The sequence below is a fragment of the Hydrogenophaga sp. PML113 genome (assembly GCF_001777155.1).
In the GTDB taxonomy this organism is placed as follows: domain Bacteria; phylum Pseudomonadota; class Gammaproteobacteria; order Burkholderiales; family Burkholderiaceae_C; genus Hydrogenophaga; species Hydrogenophaga borbori.
In genome coordinates this window covers 263,870-281,959 of record NZ_MIYM01000002.1, presented here as the reverse complement: position 1 = coordinate 281,959, position 18,090 = coordinate 263,870, and the positions used below count along the sequence as shown (strand labels likewise).

Annotated in this window: 5 protein-coding genes; 2 read left to right on the top strand and 3 right to left on the bottom strand. The window is 72.4% G+C overall.

The annotated features are described in order from the left end of the window. Together BHU06_RS04860 and BHU06_RS04855 are read right to left on the bottom strand one after the other, a co-directional pair. Complete coding sequence (locus BHU06_RS04860) at positions 1–819, bottom strand: alpha/beta hydrolase (protein ID WP_070398013.1); 819 nt, start codon at positions 817–819, stop codon at positions 1–3. A gap of 36 nt (positions 820–855) precedes the next feature. Beyond that, positions 856–13,521, bottom strand: coding sequence for a non-ribosomal peptide synthetase/type I polyketide synthase (locus BHU06_RS04855; protein WP_175442795.1), 12,666 nt, complete (start codon positions 13,519–13,521; stop codon positions 856–858). Positions 13,522–13,924: 403 nt separating this feature from the next. Between BHU06_RS04855 and BHU06_RS04850 the strand changes: the two genes are divergently transcribed. Together BHU06_RS04850 and BHU06_RS04845 are read left to right on the top strand one after the other, a co-directional pair. After that, the gene (locus BHU06_RS04850; RefSeq protein ID WP_070398011.1) at positions 13,925–14,704 is read left to right on the top strand and encodes a class I SAM-dependent methyltransferase; all 780 of its coding nucleotides are present in this window, start codon (positions 13,925–13,927) and stop codon (positions 14,702–14,704) included. A gap of 26 nt (positions 14,705–14,730) precedes the next feature. Beyond that, positions 14,731–15,786 (top strand): hypothetical protein, encoded by a 1,056-nt coding sequence (locus BHU06_RS04845; RefSeq protein ID WP_083292924.1) that lies wholly within the window; start codon positions 14,731–14,733, stop codon positions 15,784–15,786. Between the two features lie 12 nt (positions 15,787–15,798). Here the strand turns inward: BHU06_RS04845 and BHU06_RS04840 are convergent, their stop codons facing one another. Continuing rightward, complete coding sequence (locus BHU06_RS04840) at positions 15,799–17,976, bottom strand: hypothetical protein (RefSeq protein WP_083292921.1); 2,178 nt, start codon at positions 17,974–17,976, stop codon at positions 15,799–15,801. Positions 17,977–18,090: the final 114 nt, after the last annotated feature.

Genomic DNA, 18,090 nt, shown 5'->3' with positions numbered 1-18,090 from the left:
TCAATCGAGGGTGGCGAGCAGCACGCGCGGGATGTCGGGCGGCGCGATGGCGGTGCCCATGGCCTGGCTGGACATCCAGTCGGTGGGGTGCTCCACGGTGTGCAGCTTCAGGGCCGACAGGCCGGCGTGGGCGGCCAGCGGGTGGGGCTGGTCGCCGCGCACGGCGCAGGTGATGCGCAGGCCGCGGCGCAGCGCGGGCAGCACGTTCAGGTCGGGCAGGGCGCACAGGTCGGCGACCAGGCGCTCGCCGAAGTGAAAGCCCAGCACGTCGCCGGGCAGCGTGGGTTCGGCCACCTTGCCGCTGGCCGCGATCTGTTCCCAGGGCTGGGCGAACATCATGGCCAGCTCGGCCTTGTGGCCGGCGATCAGGGCCTGCAGGTAGCCCGGGCCGTTGAACACCGGCTCCCACAGCACCAGGTGGCGCGGCGGGTGCTTGGCCAGCAGCGCGGCGCGCAGGGCGATGACGGCGCCCAGGCCCATGCCGAACCAGTGCACGGGCGGCTCGCCGCCGCTGGCACCCTCGCCCAGGAGCTGCTCGTGCGCGGCCAGGGTGTCGCGCACCCAGTCGTCCAGCGACTGCGCGCCCTCGTCGCCGGGCGAGTCGCCGGTGCCGTGGTAGTCGAAGCGCAGGGATTCCACGCCCTCGCGCGAGAGCCGTTCGCCAGCCACGCGGAAGACGGCCGAGCTGCGCACGGCTTCCTGGCCCAGGGGGCGGCAGAGCAGGAAGCGCGCGCGCGGCCTGGCGCCGCCGTCGGCCGCCATGTGAATGCCCACCATCGGCCGGTCCCAGTGGCCGAAGTGCCGGATCGAGATCGTCATGGATGGCGACGGTAACAGGCTTGGCTGTTCACCGCTTCAGGCGCCTTGCACCAGGCGACGCAGGCGCGACATCAGGCCGCCACCGTTCTTCGGCGGGAGGGACGGGGCATCGGTGTCGGGGGCGGTGGTGGCGCCGGCCGCCTGGCCGTCGTAGGCGGCGGCGAGCTGGGCCAGGGTTTCCGAGACGTAGCGGCGCGGGCTCACCTGTTTGCCCACGCGCTTCTCCAGCTTCTGGACCGCCTGCATGGCGCTCAGCGAGGTGCCGCCGAGGTCGAAGAAGTTGTCGTTGCGGCGGATGGCGGTGGTGCCCAGCAGTTCGCTCCAGACGAGGAAGATCTCGCGCTCGGTGGCCGTGCCCTGGAAGTGGTCGGCGGCCGAGGCGGCGCTGTCGCGGCGGCGCAGGCGCGAGGCGGTGGGCGCGAAGCGGCCCTCGGCGGTGGTGGCCAGGCGTTCGCAGCACAGCACCTGCAGGTGGGCGCGCGCGGCGGCGGGCAGGTGCTGGGCCAGGCGCTGGTCCACGCGCTGCAGCAGGGCGTCCAGGCCGGCGTCCTGCAGGCCGGTGTCGGGCTCCAGGCCCAGCAGCAGGCGGCGTTCGCCTTGCGGGCCGATCTGCAGCGCGGCGGCGGCGCGGGCCACCAGGGGCAGCTGGGCGATGTCCTGTTCGATGGCGTCGAGCGCCAGGCGCTGGCCGGCGATCACGGCGTGCGCGCCGTCTTCGCCGATGGCCTGCAGCACGCCGTCGGAGCGCCAGCGCGCGAGCGTGCCGGTGGCGCGCCAGGTGCCGTCGGCGCCGCGCGCCCACAGCGGCGCGGCCACGCCGATGGCGGCGGGCCGCTCGGCCGCGTCGCCGATGCGCAGGCTGTCGGGCAGCAGCGGCTTGCCGAAGCTGTTGTGGTCGGCCGGGCCGTGCGCCCAGCCCATGGCCAGGGGCAGGCCGGTGGCGGGGTCCAGGGCCAGGTTGAGCGCGCTGGCCTGGGTGTCGGCCAGGGCCTGCATGCCTTCGGGGCTGGCCTCGCGCACGTCCAGTGCGGCGATGAGCGAGAGCGCGCGCCCGGCGTTGGCCTGCAGCAGCGTGGCCCAGCCGTTGGCGTCGGCAAAGACCAGGGCGGTGTTGTCGGCGTGCAGGGCCTCCACGGCCTCGGGTGCGCCGGGGTCGTCGGCCAGCACCAGCTCCACGCCGTGGCGCAGCGCCAGGCCCAGCAGGGCCAGCCGCAGGCCGGGGTGGCCGCCGTGGGCGACGAGGCGGTCGCCGGGCAGCAGTTGCACCTGGGCGGCCAGGGCTTCCACGGTGTCGCTCCAGCGGCGGGCGTCGGTGTCGGCGCCGCCGGGCCAGCGCAGCGCGCGGTTCGCACCGAAGGCGGCGAGGGCGCTGGCCAGGGCCTCGACGGGGTCGGTGGATGCGATCTCCACGGCCCCGCTGCCGGTGCCCAGCCGCTCGCGCGCGGCGGCCACGCGGGCCTGCAGCGCGGCGCCGTCCAGGGCGCTGGCGCCGTGGCGCAGCAGCGGCGCGCCGTCGGTGCGGGCCAGGGCCTTGAGCAGGTCGTGGCCGGCCACCGGCGCGGCGTCGAGCGCGCGCAGGCGCTCGAGCTCGGCGGCGCCGGGCAGCAGGGCGTCGGCCACGCGGCGGTTCGGGTTGTCGGCCAGGCCCATCAGCGTGGCCAGGAAGCGCTCGCGCAGCAACTGCGCGGTGCTGGGCAGGAAGAGTTGGGTGTCGTACTGGATGCCGCCTTCGATGCCGCTGGGGATTTCCACCAGCCAGAAGTTCAGGTCCTCGGTGGCGCCGCGGTGTTTGAAGCGCGTGCGCTCATGCGTGAGCGGGCCCCAGTTGGCGGGACGCGCGCGCGCGTCCTGGAAGGTGAACAGGGCCTGGTAGAGGCGGCCGTGCTGGCCGGGCTGGGCGGTCTCCAGCGCGGCGGACAGGCGCTCGAAGGGCACGTCCTGGTTGGCGAAGGCGTCCACCATGGTGGCGCGCACGTGCTTGATCCACTCCAGCCAGCTCATCTCGGGCCGCACGGCCAAGCGCACCGGCAGCATGTTGTTGAAGAAGCCCATGATGGGCTCCAGGTCCGGGTGCGGGCGGCCGCGCACCGGCACGCCGATGGTGGGCTCGGGGTCGTGCAGCAGCTGCGAGGCCAGCACCGCGTACACGGCGAGGGCGACGATGCTCAGCGTGGAGCCGGTCTGCTTGGCGACCTCGCGCACGCGCTCGGCGTGGGCGGATTCGATGCGCATGTACTCGGTGCTGCCCACGCGCTGCGCGCCGGGCAGGCGCGGCAGGTCGGTCAGCGCGGCCGGTACGGGGCGCTTGAGGAACTGGCGCTGCCAGTGGTCGAGCTGGCTGGCGATTTCTTCGCCCTGCATCCATTCGTTGTGCCAGGCGGCGAAGTCCACGTACTGCAGCGGCATGGCGGGCAGCACGGGCTCGCGTTTCTCCAGCAGGGCCGAGTAGAACGCGCTCATGTTCTCGTACAGCAGGTCGAAGGACCAGCCGTCCCACACCACGTGGTGGGTCATGAAGAAGAAGATGTGGTGGCGCTCGTCCATGCGGATGAGCCGCGCGCGGAACAGCGGGGCCTGGTCCAGGGCGAAGGGCTGGGCCACCCAGGTGGCGACGAGGTCGGCCATGGCTTCCTCGCGCCGGGCCTCGGGCACGTGGCTCAGGTCTTCGACGGGCAGCAGCGAGCAGGGCACGCTGTCGAGCGTGCGCTGCACCCAGGTGTCGCCGTCGCGCACGACGATGGTCCGCAGCGAGGCCTGGCGCCGCACCATGGCCTGGAAGGCCTGGTCGAACAGGGCTTCGTCCATGGGGCCGCGCAGGCGGTGGGCCGAGGGCACGTTGTAGACCACGCGGCCGGGGTGCATCTCCTCGATGAAGCGGATGCGCTCCTGCATGAGCGTGAGCGGGGCCTGGCGCCGCTCGGGCTGGTGCACCAGCGGCGGGCGCTGCGGGGCCTTGCCGCCGCGCTGCTCGTCGATGGCGCGCGCCAGCTTCTGCACCGTGGGCGATTCGAAGAGCACGCGCAGGTTCAGCTGCAGGCCCAGGCCCTTGTTGAGCTGGCCCATGAGCTTGGCGGCGAGCAGCGAGTGGCCGCCGAGCGCGAAGAAGTCTTCGTCGGCGCCGATGGCGGGCAGCTTGAGCACGGCCTGCATGGCCTCCAGCACGGCGCGCTCGGTGTCGGTGGCGGCGGCGGTGAGCGGGCCGCTGGCGGCCGGGGCCATGGCCACGGGCTGCGGCAGGGCCTTGCGGTCGATCTTGCCGTTGGGCAGCAGGGGTAGGGCGTCGAGCAGCACCACCTGCTGGGGCAGCATGTAGTCGGGCAGGCCGCCGCGCAGGGCTTCGCGCAGCGCGGCGGGCTCGGGCGCAGCGCCGGCGGCCGGCACGGCGTAGGCGATCAGGCGCACGTCGCCAGGCGTGTCCTCGCGCGCCATGACCACCGTGCGCGCGACGCCGGGCAGCGCGGCCAGGCGGGCCTCGATTTCGCCGAGTTCGATGCGGTAGCCGCGGATCTTGACCTGGAAGTCCAGGCGGCCCAGGTGTTCCAGGGTGCCGTTGTCGAGCCAGCGGGCGAGGTCGCCGGTGCGGTACAGGCGCGCGCCCGGCACGGCGCTGAAGGGGTCGGCCACGAAGCGCTCGGCCGTGAGTTCGGGGCGGTTGAAGTAGCCGTTGGCCACGCCGGTGCCGCCGATGCACAGCTCGCCTTCCTGGCCGATGCCGCAGGGCCGGCCCTGTTCGTCGAGCACCCAGACCTGGGTGTTGGCGATGGGGTGGCCGATGCTGATCTTCTGCGTGGCGTCGGTGATGCGCTGCACCGTGGACCAGACCGTGGTTTCGGTCGGGCCGTACATGTTCCAGAGTTCGATCTTCTGGTCCAGCAGCTGGGCGGCGAGCGAGGGCGGCAGCGGCTCGCCGCCGCACAGGGCGCGGAAGTTCGCGGGCGCGCGCCAGCCGGCGTCCAGCAGCATGTGCCAGGTGGTGGGCGTGGCCTGCATCACGTTGATGCGCTGCTCGGCGATGAGGCGGCCCAGCACCTCGCCGTCCATGATCTCTTCGCGCTGCGCGAGCACGGTGCAGGCGCCGGTGGCCAGGGGCAGGTAGAGCTCCAGCACCGCGATGTCGAAGGACAGGGTGGTGACGGCGAGCAGGCGGTCGCTGGCCGTCAGCCCCGGCTCGCGCCGCATGGTCATGAGGAAGTTGCTGACCGCGCGCTGCGGCACCACCACGCCCTTGGGCTTGCCGGTGGAGCCGGAGGTGTAGATCACGTACATCGGCGCGTCGCCGCTGGGGTTCTGCGGCGCGGGCGGCTCGGTGTCGGGTGCGGCGTCGATCAGGGCCCGGTCGTCGTCGACGCGGATCTGCTGCTCGCGCGGCAGGCCGCTGAGCGCGGCGTGCGCCGATTCGGTGATGACCAGGCGCAGGCCCGCGTCCTCGGCCATGTAGCTCAGGCGGTCCTTGGGGAAGTTCGGGTCCAGCGGCACGTAGGCGGCGCCGGTCTTGAGGATGCCCAGCAGCGCGGGCACCAGCTCGGGGCCGCGCGCCATGCACACGCCCACCAGGTGGCCGGGGCCGACGCCGCGCTGCGCCAGCAGCTGGCCGAAGCGCCGGGCGCGCTGTTCGATCTGCGCGTAGGTGAGCGGGGCGCCGTGCGCGATCACCGCGATGGCGTCGGGCGTGGCCTGGGCCTGCTGGCGGATGGACGCCTCGACGCGCGTGGTGACGTCGAACGGCGTGTCGGTGGCGCGGTTCCAGGCGCTCAGGCGCGGGTCGACGGTGGGCGTGGCGGCGCTGGCCGGCGCCGCCGCGGCGGGCGACCTCGGCGTGGCGGGCGCGGCCATGGCGGGCGCGCCGTTGAGCCGGTCGATCTGCGCCAGCAGGCCGTCCACCAGGGATTGCGCGCGCTCCAGGCTGAAGAACTCGGCGCTGTGGTGCAGGTCCAGCGTGAGCGCGGCGTCCTGCTCGTAGAAGTTGAAGAACAGCTCGGCCAGCAGGCCTTGCTTGCGGCCTTCGTGCAGGGCGGCGCGCAGCGGCAGGTAGCCCGAGAGGTCGACCTTGGGGTTGAGGTTGAAGTAGATGCCGGTGAGCGGCGGGCGGTCGCCGCGGCTGGGCAGGCCCAGGGCGCGGGCCAGCGTGCCCTGCGTCATGACCGGGTACTCCAAGGCATCCATGAGGTGCGAGCGCACGCGCGTGAGCAGCGCCTCATCGGTGTCCTGTGGCGAGCACGACAGTCGCAGCGGCAGGTCGAGCACGCCGTCGGCCATGAGCGGGCCATGGCGCTGCAGCGCCTGGCTGGCGTAGGGGATGCTGACGACGAACTCCTCCTGGCCGCCGCGTTCCTGGATCAGGCGCGTGACGGCGGCGAGCAGCCACTGGAACAGGGTGGCGCCGCGCGCCTTGGCGCGCTGGCGCAGTTGCTCCAGCCGCGCGCCCTCGATGCGCACGCGCACGGTGTCGGCCGTGAACTGGCGGCGCCCGGCCGGGCTGCGGTCGCCCAGGTTCACCGGGGGGGGCGGCTGCTGCATCACGTCGGTCCAGAACGCCAGCGCTTCCCGGGCCTGCGCGCTGTCCTGGCGCGCCTGCTCGGCGGCGGCGAAGGCCAGCGGCGACTCGGCGGGTTTGGCGAAGGCCGGCGCCATGCCTTGGCGGCGCGCCTGGTAGGCCTCGGCGAGCTCGGCGTTGAAGACGCTGGAGGCCCAGCCGTCGAAGATCAGGTGGCTGGCGACCACGTGCACCACCACCCGGCCGTCGGACAGCTCGAGCAGGCTGAAGGCGGCCAGCGGGGCCTGGTCGAAGGGGAAGTCGCGCCGGCTGGCCTGGGTGCAGAAGGCGTCGAGCGCGGCCTCGGCGTCGGCCTCGTGGCGCAGGTCCACCTCGGCGATGGCCACGGGCTTCAACGGCTGCAGGCTCTGGCGCGGCTCGCTGGTGTCGAAGGCCAGGTGGAAGGCGGCGTGGCGCTGCGCCACGTCTTGCAGGGCCTGGCGCAGCGCGGCCTTGTCGGCGCCGCCCTGCAGGCTCACGCAGAAGGACTCGTTGAGCGCGCGGCGCGCGTTGTCGTCGAAGGCGCCGACCAGCCAGCGCTCGGTCTGGCCGGGCGAAAGGGCGGCCTCGGTGGGGGCCGCGGTGGCGGTGGTGGTCGCGGGCGCGGGCTCCACGGGCTGGCCGCCGCCGGGCGAGCCGCCGTCGCGGCGCGTGATGAAGCCCAGGGCCATCAGCTCGTCCAGGGCCTTCAGGATGGTGTCGGCGATGCGGTGGGTGATCTCCTCCGTCATGGCCTCGGTCACGAAGTGGCCGAACTGCTCGTAGACGTGCAGGCCCAGGTGGCGGATGAGGTAGTAGAAGAGGCTGACGTTCTTCTGCCCTTCGTCCCAGTGCAGGCGCCAGATGGAGGCGCAGTGCACCGCGTCGCAGGGCGCGCCGCGCTGCGCGAAGCCGGCGTTGAGGCGGTCGATCATGCGCTGGGTGCGCGCGTTGATCTCGGTGTAGAAGGCCGGGCCCGCGCGGTCGATGTGCTCCAGCGAGGCCTTGGCCGCGGCCAGGGCCAGCGGGTGGCGCACGAAGGTGCCGGCGAAGTAGGTGACGCCCGCTTCGGGGTAGGAGTGGTCGCCGTACTGCCAGTGGCCGCCGTCCAGGGCGTCCAGCCAGTTGGCGTTGCCGGCGATGGCCGCGAAGGGCAGGCCGCCGCCGATGACCTTGCCGAAGGTGGCGATGTCGGCGCGCACGCCGTAGAACTCCTGGGCGCCGCCGCGCGCCACGCGAAAACCGGTGACGACCTCGTCGAAGATCAGCGCGCAGCCGTTCTGGTCGGCGATCTCGCGCAGCGAGCGCACGAATTCGCGCGGGCGGATGTTGGGGTACTTGTTCTGGATCGGCTCGGTCATGATGGCCGCGAGCTGCGGCCCCTGCTCGCGCAGCACCTTGAGCGATTCCTCGCTGTTCCAGTCGAGCACCAGGATGTTCTCGACCGCGTTGGCCAGGATGCCCGGCGCGGCCGACAGCGAGCGCAGCTGTTTGGTGCCGCGCACGATGACCTCGTCGAAGATGCCGTGGTACGAGTTGCTGAAGATGGCGATCTTCTTGCGGCCGGTGACGGTGCGCGCGATGCGCATGGCGCCCATCACGGCCTCGGAGCCGGTGTTGCAGAAGCCCACGCGCTCCATGCCGGTGAACTGCGAGATGAGGCGCGCAACGTCGGCCGACAGCGGGTGCTGCGGGCCGACCTCCAGGCCCCGGTCGAGCTGCTGGTGCATGGCCTGCAGCAGGTAGTCGGGCTGGTAGCCCAGCATGTTGGCGCCGAAGCAGGAGAGCAGGTCGATGTACTCGTTGCCGTCCAGGTCCCACAGGCTCGCGCCCTTGGAGCGCTCGACCACGATGGGATAGACGAGGTCTTTCCACATCGGGTTGAAACCGGTGACCACGCGCGGGTCGGCCATGACCTTGCGGTTGTCCTGGCTGAAGGACTTGGATTTGCCGGTGCGCGCGTTGTACTTGGCGATGAAGTCGTCGATCCAGCGGTGCTGGGCGGGCGTGAAGTCCTGCCCGGCCTGCAGCGTGAGGCGCGGCGAGGCGCCGAAGGGCTTGTCGACCAGGGCCTTGATGGAGGGCTCGCTGCCGTCGGCGCTGGGGGTGTTGCCCCCGGCGGTGGGGGCGGGGGCGGGTGCACTGGCGCGGGCCACGGGCGCGGCCGCGCTGGCGGCGGCGCTGACAGGTGCGGCGAGCGGCGCGGGCATCGGCGCGGCCACGGCGGCCGGCGCCACCGGCGCGCCCGCGAGCAGCGCGAGCTGCTGCGACATGAGCTGCATCTGCTGCTGGATGAGCGTGTGCAGCGCACCGCCCTGGCCGGCGGCCAGCGGGGCGGCGTTGAAGGCGGGCAGGGCGACGGCTTGCGGCGCGGCCATGGGTGCGGCCAGGGCGACGGCATCGGCCACGGCCGGCGCGGCCACCGCGGCCGGCGCCGGCGGCGCGAAGCGCTCGGGCGGCATCTCGGCGTCGAGCAGGGCCGCCAGCTTGTGCGTGTTGTCCAGGTCTTCCAGCAGGCGGCGGAAGCGCAGCTTGACGCCGAACACGCGCTCGATCTCCAGCGTGGCCTGGGTCAGCGAGAGCGAGTCCAGGCCCTGGTCCACGAAGCTGGCTTCGGGCGCGATCTCGTCGGCGGGCAGGCCCGAGACATCGCTGAGGATGCGTTGCAGTTCGGCTTCGACGGCGGGGATGCGACTCATGGCAATAGGGGCCTGCTGGGGTGCCGGGGCACCGGTCGATGAAAGGGTGGGGGTGGCGGTGGGCGCGCGGCGCGTGAACCAGTGGCGTTCGCCGCCGAAGGGGTAGGTGGGCAGGGCCGCGCGGCGCGCGCTCGCGGCCACGGGCCAGGCGATGTCCACGCCCGTGCACCACAGCGCGCCGATGGTGGCGAGCGCGTGCGCGGCGGGCTCGCCGGGCTGGTTGGCGGGACCGAGCAGGGCCAGGCAACGCGGCGCCGCGTTCTGCGCGCCGCGGTGCTGGCGCACCAGCGCGGACAGCGCCTGGCCGGGGCCGACTTCCAGGAAGACGCACTCGCCCTGGGCGAGCTCGGCCTGCACGGCCTGGCTGAAACGCACGGGCGCGCGCACCTGGCGCGCCCAGTAGGCGGGGTCGGTGGCCTCGGCGGCGGTCAGGGGCGCGCCGCTGACGCAGGAGTACACCGGCAGGCGCGGCGCGCCCAGGTGGGCCTTGGCGAGCGCGGCTTGCACGCGCGGCAGCGCGCCGTCCATGCTGGCGCTGTGGAAGGCGTGCGAGACGCGCAGGCGGGTGCAGTGCACCTCGCTGCGTTCCAGGGCCTTGGCCAGCGACTCGATGGCCTCGAAGGGGCCCGCGACGACGGTGAGCGTGGGCGCGTTGATGCCGGCGATGTCGATGCCTTCGGGCAGGCGCGCGCGCAGTTCGTCGGCGCCCAGGCGCACGGCCAGCATGGCGCCGGGGGGCTGGTCGGCCATGGCCTGGCCGCGCGCGACCACGGCGGCCAGCGCGTTGTCCAGCGGCATCACGCCGGCGTGGCAGGCGGCGGCGTACTCGCCGATGCTGTGGCCGATGAGCGCCGCGGGTTTCAGGCCCAGGCTGTCGAGCCAGCTGGCCAGCGCGTAGGACATGGCGAACAGCGCCGGCTGCGCGTGGCGGGTGTCGGCCAACTGGGTCGCGATGGCCTCGTCGGCCGGATCGGCCTGAACCAGCCAGGGCAGCAGGTCGGTGCCGCCGAGCAGGGGCTTGAGCGCCTCGGTGCAGCGCCGCAGGGCCTCGCCGAAGGCCGGGGCCTCGTCGAACAGCTGGCGCGCCATGCCCGGGTGCTGCGAGCCCTGGCCAGGGAACAGGAAGACCAGGCGCGGCGCGGCCAGCGCGGTGGTGGGGGACTTGAGCCCGCGCAGCGCCGCCACGGCTTGCGCGGTGGAGGCCGCGACCACGCTCAGGCGCTGCGCCATGGCCCGGCGCCCGCGCATCAGCGTGGCGGCCACGGCGGGCAGCGGCAGCTCGGGATGGGCCTGCAGGTGGTCGGCCAGGGCGTGGGCGCGCGCCAGGGCCTCGTCGGCCGTGCGGGCGGACAGCGGCAGCACCCAGCGCTGGCCTTCGGCCTCGTTGCCGGGCGAAGGCGGCGCGGCGGGCGCGGCCTCGATGACCACGTGCGCGTTGGTGCCACCCACGCCGAAGGAGCTGACGGCGGCGCGGCGCGGGGTGTCGCCATGGCCCTCGGTCCAGGGCGTGTTGCGCGCCACCACCTGGAAGGGCGTGCGCTCGAAATCAATCTGCGGGTTGGGCTGGGTGTAGTGCAGCGTGGCCGGGATGACGCCGCGCTGCAGCGCCAGCGCGGCCTTGGCCAGGCCCACCACGCCGGCGCCAGCGGCCAGGTGGCCGATATTGCTTTTGACCGAGCCGATGGCGCAGAACTGCGTGTCCGGCGTGTCCTCGGCCCAGGCCTTGCTCAGCGCGCTGATCTCGATCGGGTCGCCGAGCGCGGTGGCGGTGCCGTGCGCTTCCACGTAGCCGATGCTGCGCGGGTCGACGCCGGCGTGCTCCAGCGCCATGCGGATGGCTTCCAACTGGCCGGTGACGCTGGGCGCGGTGAAGCTGGCCTTGTCGCCGCCGTCGTTGTTGAGGCCCACGCCGCGCACCACCGCGTAGATGGTGTCGCCGGCCGCAACGGCGTCGTCCAGGCGCTTGAGCACCACCATGCCGCCGCCGCTGGCGAACACGGTGCCGCTGGCCTGGGCGTCGAAGGGGCGGCAGTGGCCGTCGGCCGATTCCATGCCGCCTTCCACGTGCAGGTAGCCCGTGGCCTGCGGCACATGCACGTTGGCGCCGCCGGCCAGCGCGATGTCGCACTGCCCGCTGGCCAGCGCGTGCCAGGCCTGAGCCACGGCCACCAGGCTCGTGGAGCAGGCGGTGTGGATGCTGAGCGCCGGGCCCTTGAGGTTGAGGCGGTTGGCGATGCGCGTGGCGACGTAGTCCTTCTCGCTCGCCAGCATGGTGGCGAACTCGCCCACCTGGCGGATGAGCTCGGGGTTCTCCTGGCGCAGCGCGAGCGCATAGGCGTTGTTGCCGGTGCCCGCGTACACGCCCACGCGCTCGCTGGTGCGCGTGTGGTCGATGCCGGCGTGCTCCAGCGCGCTGATGCTGAGCTCCAGCATCAGGCGCTGCTGCGGGTCCAGCAGCACGGCCTCGCGGGCGGAGACGCCGAAGTGCGCGGCGTCGAAGCGGTCGGCGTGCTCCAGTGCGCCGTGCGCGGGCACGAAGTTCGGGCGCGCGCGCTGTTCTTCGGGCACCGCGGGATCGAGCTCGTCCGGGCGGAAATGGCGGATGCCCTCGCGGCCGTCCAGCAGGTTCTGCCAGAAGGACTCGAGGTCGGGCGAGCCTGGCACGCGCACGGCCATGCCCACGATGGCGATGCCGCCGCCGGCGTTGGCCGGGGCAGCGCGGCGCTGGCGGCGCGGCGCGCTGGCCGCGCCCGCCATGGCGGCGGCCATGCCGGCCAGGGTGGGGCGGTCGTACACGTCGGCCACGCCGAGGGTGGTGATGCCCGCCTCGCGCACCCGCGAGACGAAGCGCATCACCAGCAGCGATTTGGCGCCGATGTCGAAGATGTTTTGCTCGTCCGCAATGCGTTCGACCCCCAGCAGTTCGCACCACAGCCGGCGCGCCAGGGCCAGCGGGTCGCTGGCGTCCAGCGGGCTCGCGTCCATCGCGGGCAGGGGCAGGCTGCGGCGGTCGATCTTGCCGCTGGGGGTGACGGGCAGGCGGTCGAGCACCACGTAGCGCACCGGCACCATGTACTCGGGCATGCGCGCGCGCAGGTGCTGGCGCCACAGGGGCGACAGACTCGCCGCGTCGCCGGCCGCGCCGGGGTTCAGCACCACATGCGCCACCAGCTGGCGGCCCGCGCCGGGCAGCTCGGGCGCGGTCACCACGGCTTCCTTCACGCTCTCGTGCGCCATCAGGGCGAGCTCGATCTCGCCGGGCTCGATGCGAAAGCCATCGACCTTGACCTGCTGGTCCGCGCGGCCCAGGTAGGTGAGCACGCCGTGTTCGTCGCGGCGCACCAGGTCGCCGGTGAGGTACCAGGTCTGGCCACCGGGGCCGGGCTCGGGGCCGACGTCGGTGCGGAAGCGCTCGGCGCTCAGGTCGGCGCGACCCAGGTAGCCGTTGGCCAGGGTTTCACCGCCGAGCAGCAGTTCGCCCACGGTGAAGCCTTCGCCGTCGTCGTGCGCCTCGCGCAGGGCCACCTGCACATGCGGCAGGGCCTTGCCGATGGGGGGGATCTCGGGCCACTGCGCCGGGTCGCCGGTGAGGTCGTGCGCGGTGACGACGTGGCTTTCGGTGGGGCCGTAGTGGTTGTGCAGCTCGGCGCCGGGCAGGCGCTGGAACAGGGCGCGGATGGCCGGGCTCACCTGCAGCTGCTCGCCCGCGCTGACCACTTCGCGCAGGTGGCGCGGCGCCTCGTCGCGCGAGGCGTCGGCGATCATCTGCAGCGCCACGTAAGGCACGAAGAGGCGTTCCACGCGCAGGTCGATCAGCGCGCGGTGCAGCAGGGCCGGATCGCGGCGCTGGGCGTCGGGCACCAGCACCAGGGTACCGCCCGTGGCCACGGTGGAGAAGATCTCCTGGAAGTGCACGTCGAAGGACAGCGGCGCGAACTGGAGGGTGCGCGCGGCCTGGCCCAGGCGCGGGTGCGCCACGTGCCAGTGGATCAGGTGGCGCAGCGGACGCTCGCCCATGGCCACGCCCTTGGGCCGGCCGGTGGAGCCGGAGGTGAAGAGCACGTAGGCCAGGTCGGGTTCGGCCGCGTGCAGGCCCGAAGCGGTGGGGGCGGGCCGCTCCAGCGTGGGCAGCTCGCCCACGCGTTCGCGCAGCAGGGCCAGGGCCGATGCCTCGCCCACTACGGCGCGTGGGCGCGCGTCATCGAGCATGGCGGCCAGGCGTTCGGCGGGGTACGCCAGGTCGAGCGGCACATAGCCCACGTCCAGGTGAGCGGCGGTGAGGATGTGGACGATGGATTCGGGCGAGCGCGTGGCGGCGATGGCGATGCGCTCGCCACCGCGCACGCCCGCCGCCCGCCAGCGGCGCGCCCCGTCTTCGACGCGGGCGAGCAGTTTGCGGTACGTCAGCGTCTGACCGTCGGCGGTTTCCAGGGCGGGCCGCTCGGGCCAGGCCCGCGCCGCCTGGACGAGCCATTCACCCAAACGGGACACGCGCCGTGCCGATGGTTCCGTTTGAGCTTTCTTGTCCATCCTCACCTCGTAGAACCAGAGCCGGAGAATCTAATACAAAATAACGCCACTCGAAACCGACTGTAACAACGGCGTTCCCGAAGGCCAATCGCCGCGGCCGCGCGGTTGTGAACTTTTTGACGGTACCGGTGGCGGTATGGGGAATCAGGCGCCAAGCGGTGCGCTGAGGCCTGCTGGCGGCGGAATGCGAGTACCAGTAAGGCGATTGTGTTGATGATTGACATCTCATGCATCGCCATTTCGTGGAGATATCGCACGTTCGGATGTGCATCGAAGGTATGTAAATGTGCATCCCTGTGCTAGCTTCGCCGGATGGTGGCGGCCCATGGGCGCCCATTCGCACAAATCAACTGGAGGCCTTCGCATGACGAGCCCGACTTCACACGATGCCCAGCGCGTCAGCCGCGAGGCCGAGATCTACGACAACGACGAGCTGGAGCGCGACCGCCTGGAAGCGGTCATGGCCTACACGCAGATGGGCCCTGCGCGGCGCCGCCGCGACGAGTTGATCCGCGCCGTGCACACGCGCCACACCGACACCCGCGTGCTGGAGGTCGGCAGCCAGGCCTGGGAAGCCCACTACCTCAAGTGGAACCTCAAGCCCACGCAGCTCACTTGCATCAACATCTCCGACCGCGAACTCGACAAGGGCCGCCAGGTGGCCCAGGCCAAGGGCCTGCCGGTGGAGTTCAAGCTGATGGACGCGCACGAGCTGCAGTTCCCCGACGCCACCTTCGACCTGGTGTTCGGCACGGCCATCCTGCACCACCTGGAATTCGAGCGCGCGGTCAAGGAGATCGCGCGCGTGACCAAGCCGGGCGGCGAGATCCTGTTCGTCGAGCCTTTGCTGCTCAACCCGGTGGCGCGCCTGGTGCGCGCGCTCACGCCCAAGGCGCGCACGCCCGACGAGAAGCCGCTGGCGCGTGAGGAGCTCGACATCCTGGACCGCTACTTCGCGCCCAAGCACCTGTACACCGATCTGTTCGCCTTTCCCGCCGCGGTGCTGTCCAAGGCGGTGCGCGCGCAGCCCAGCAACTGGATGGTGAACGCGGCCGACCGCGTCGACGCCGCCATCGCCTCGTCCATGCCCTCGCTCGGCGCCTACTACCGCACGGTCACCGTGCACGGCACGCGCCGCGTGTGAGCCTGGCGCGTCCCACCGCTCGCCCGATGGTCGCCGGCTACCGCCCGATCGATCACCCGGAACTGCGCCCGGTGCCGGCGCGGCGTTCGTCCGATCGGCCCCTGTTGCTCGTGGTGGTGGACACCGAGGAAGAGTTCGACTGGACCCAGCCCTTCAACCGCGACGCCGTGGCGACGGAGTCGATCCCCGCGCAGGACCATGCCCACGCGGTGTTCGATAAATACGGCATCGTGCCGACTTACGTGCTGGACTATGCGGTGGCCCGCTCGGCGCCGGCGGCGGCCTACCTGCGCCGGCTGGTCGACGCGGGCCGCGCCCACTTTGGCACGCACTGCCATCCCTGGGTGACGCCGCCGTACGAGGACGAGGTCAACGCCTACAACTCCTTCCACGGCAACCTGCCGCCCGAGCTGGAGGCCGCCAAGCTGGAGGCCAGCACGGAGGCCGTGGCCCAGGCCTTCGGGCAGCGGCCGCTCATCTTCAAGGCCGGGCGCTATGGCGTCGGCGCGGCCACCTTGGGCGTGATTCGGCGCCTGGGTTACCGCATCGACTGCAGCTTCGTGCCGGCCACCAGCTTCGAGCGCGTGCACGGCCCCAACTTCCTGGGCACGTCCATGCACCCCTTCTTCGCCGACGAGTCGCGCGACCTGCTGGAGGTGCCACTGACCGTGGGCTACGGCGGACGCGCCTGGTGGGCCGGCCAGCGCTTCGCCGCGCTCTGGGACAACCCCATGCTGCAGCAGCTGCGCGTGCAGTCGGTGCTGAGCCGCCTGGACGTGCTGTGGCGCGCCCGCCTGAGCCCCGAGGGTTTCGACGCCGACACGCAGATCCGGTTGATGGAGGCGCTGTACGCGCAGGGCGTGCGGGTGTTCAGCCTGACCTACCACTCACCCTCGCTGGCACCGGGCAACACGCCTTATGTGCGCAACGAGCACGACCTGCAGGAGTTCCTGCGCCGCATCGACCGCGTCTGCGCGCACTTTCGCGACCGGCTGGGCGGCCAGTTTTCCACGCTGCTGGACCTGTGGCGCGAGGTGGGTGCCGCACCGGCGACGGCCCCGAGCGCGCGCGCGGCGGTTTGAGCCGCCAGCCGCTCAGCGCGGCACGATCGCGTAGGACGGATCGCTGCTGAAGCCGCGCGCGCCCGACTCCAGTTGGGGCGTGAACGCCTTCCAGCGCGCGTAGGCGGTGGCGGCGTTGTTGGCCCCGGCGTTGCTGGCGGCGGCGAGCATGCCGCGCGCCACGGCCGCGTAGCCGCCGGCCCAGTCGGGGTAGGCGGGATCGCCGGCCGCGGCAGCGCCTTCGCAGGCGGCCGAGCCGTAGTTGGCGCGGTAGAAGTCGGCCCAGTTGTTGATGTAGCTGCCGCCGCTCATGGTCTGCAGCCAGTAGCCCGCGGCGCGGCTGGTGCAGAAGCCGGCCGACTGGGTGCTGGCCAGGAAACGGTCGATCTGCATGCGGCCCACGCTGTTGAGCACGGCGCTGGCGTTCGGCACGTTGTTCTCCGTCAGCCAGCTCATCACGGTGGCGAAGAAATCCGACTCGTACGACGGCGACTGGTTGTTGTTGTACTGCGAGATCAGCGCCCCCATGGGCGAGAACAGCGGGCCCGACTTGCCCGGGCCGTAGGTGGCCAGCGCCCACGCCATGTTGTTCGACAGCATGGTGTCGAAGTAGCCGTTCATGGGGTGGTTGTCCGGGGCGGCGAAAGCGGCCTCCGCGATCGAGCGGATGCCCCAGGCCTGGCCGCGCACCTGTTCGGGCATCAGCAGGCCCTTGTCGCGCTCGCGGTAGATGGGGTCGTTGGCGGCGACGTTCCAGGCGGCCCAGAACATCATCTCGTCGAGGTAGAAGGCGTCGCCGGTGACCAGGTAGGGGATGTAGGCGTACGACCCCTGGTGCGCGATGTCCGGCGTCCAGGCGCTGGAGCCATTGCCACCGGGCACCGAGGGGCTGGAGGCGCCATAGCGCAGCGCGATGCCGGGGTACTTGATCACGCTGATGGGCTGGTCGGTGGCCTCGTCGCGGTAGTGCACGGGGGCGCTGGCGGCGGCGTCGGCGTTGGCCAGCATGGAGGCGCGGGCGCGGTCGTCCTGCGTGATGAGGTACAGCGCGGTCCAGCGCGGCAGTGGCGCGATCTCGTCGCGCCCACCGGTGCCGGGCATGTTGGTGGTCAGCATGGCCGTGCCCATGGGACCGGTGTTGCTGCTCGACAGTGAGCGCGCCTCGTTTTGCAGCACGCTGTCGGGAATGTTCAGGCCCAGGTTGTAGTTCCAGGTGGCGCGGCTGGCCAGGAAGTAGGGCATGTGGTGGCGCAGGCGAACGTTCGGCGCGGCGCCGCCGCTCCACACCACCTTGTGCCAGCGCGCATGGTGCGTGTGCGTGAATGAGGGCTGCGACAGCAGCGTCTGGCCATTGGCCGTGACGGTCAGCGAGTAGCTCAGGTTGGCGGGATTGGCCTTGAGCGCCCAGTTGTTCTCCATCACCACGTCGGTGCGGATGCGGCTGCCACCGTTGTACAGGCGGGTGTGCAGGCGCGCGACCAGGTGCGGGTGGGCCGCCCCGGTGGCCTGGTTGATCATGGGGGCCACGACGTTGAACTCGCTGGCCACCGGGCCGTGCAGGCGCCGGCCGGCGCCCGAGGCGATGAGCTGCTGCAACTGCTGTTGCGGGTTGGCCACCAGGGTGGTGCCGTCGGACAGGCGTGCCGTGACCTGCAGGTTCCAGGCCGGCGCGGCCGGCAGCGAGACGGCTGGATTGCTCTTGGCGGCGGGGTAGAGGTTGATCAGGCGCGGGGTATTGGCTGGCAGGCTGGGCAGCGTGGCGCTGAGCACGGCGAAGCGCACGGAGCCGTTGGCATGGGTGGACACCTCGTCCATCTGCACGGGCACGGTATTGCCGGCACTGTCCTGGGCGCTGAGGCCCTGGCTGGTGGAAAGGTCGCCGCTGCGGAAGGGCTGGCCGAAGGTGATGGGCAGGTTGGTCTGGGCGCTGCCGGCGGTCACTTCCACGCAGGTGATGGCGCCCGCGGCGCAGGCCAGGCCCGCTGCGCCCGCAGAGGGAGCGGGCGGGGGTGGCGGGGTGCTGGGCGGCGGCGCGGTGGGCGGCTCCGACGGGCCGGGGGGCGACACGCCGCCGGGTGTCTGGGCCGGTGCGTCGCTGACCAGCCCGGCGCTGCCGCCACCGCCACCACAGGCGGCCACCAGACAGGTGGCGGCAAAGAGCGTCGCGAGCATGGTCCTGCGCTGTTGAACCTCGAAAAAGTAGGTGTTCATGGATGACAGGTCAAACAATCTCTGCGTCGGGCCACGCGGCACCGACAGAAGGTCACCGAGGTTCTTGGGAAGCGGGGAGGGCGGGCGCCGCACCATCACTTGGGGTGCATTTTG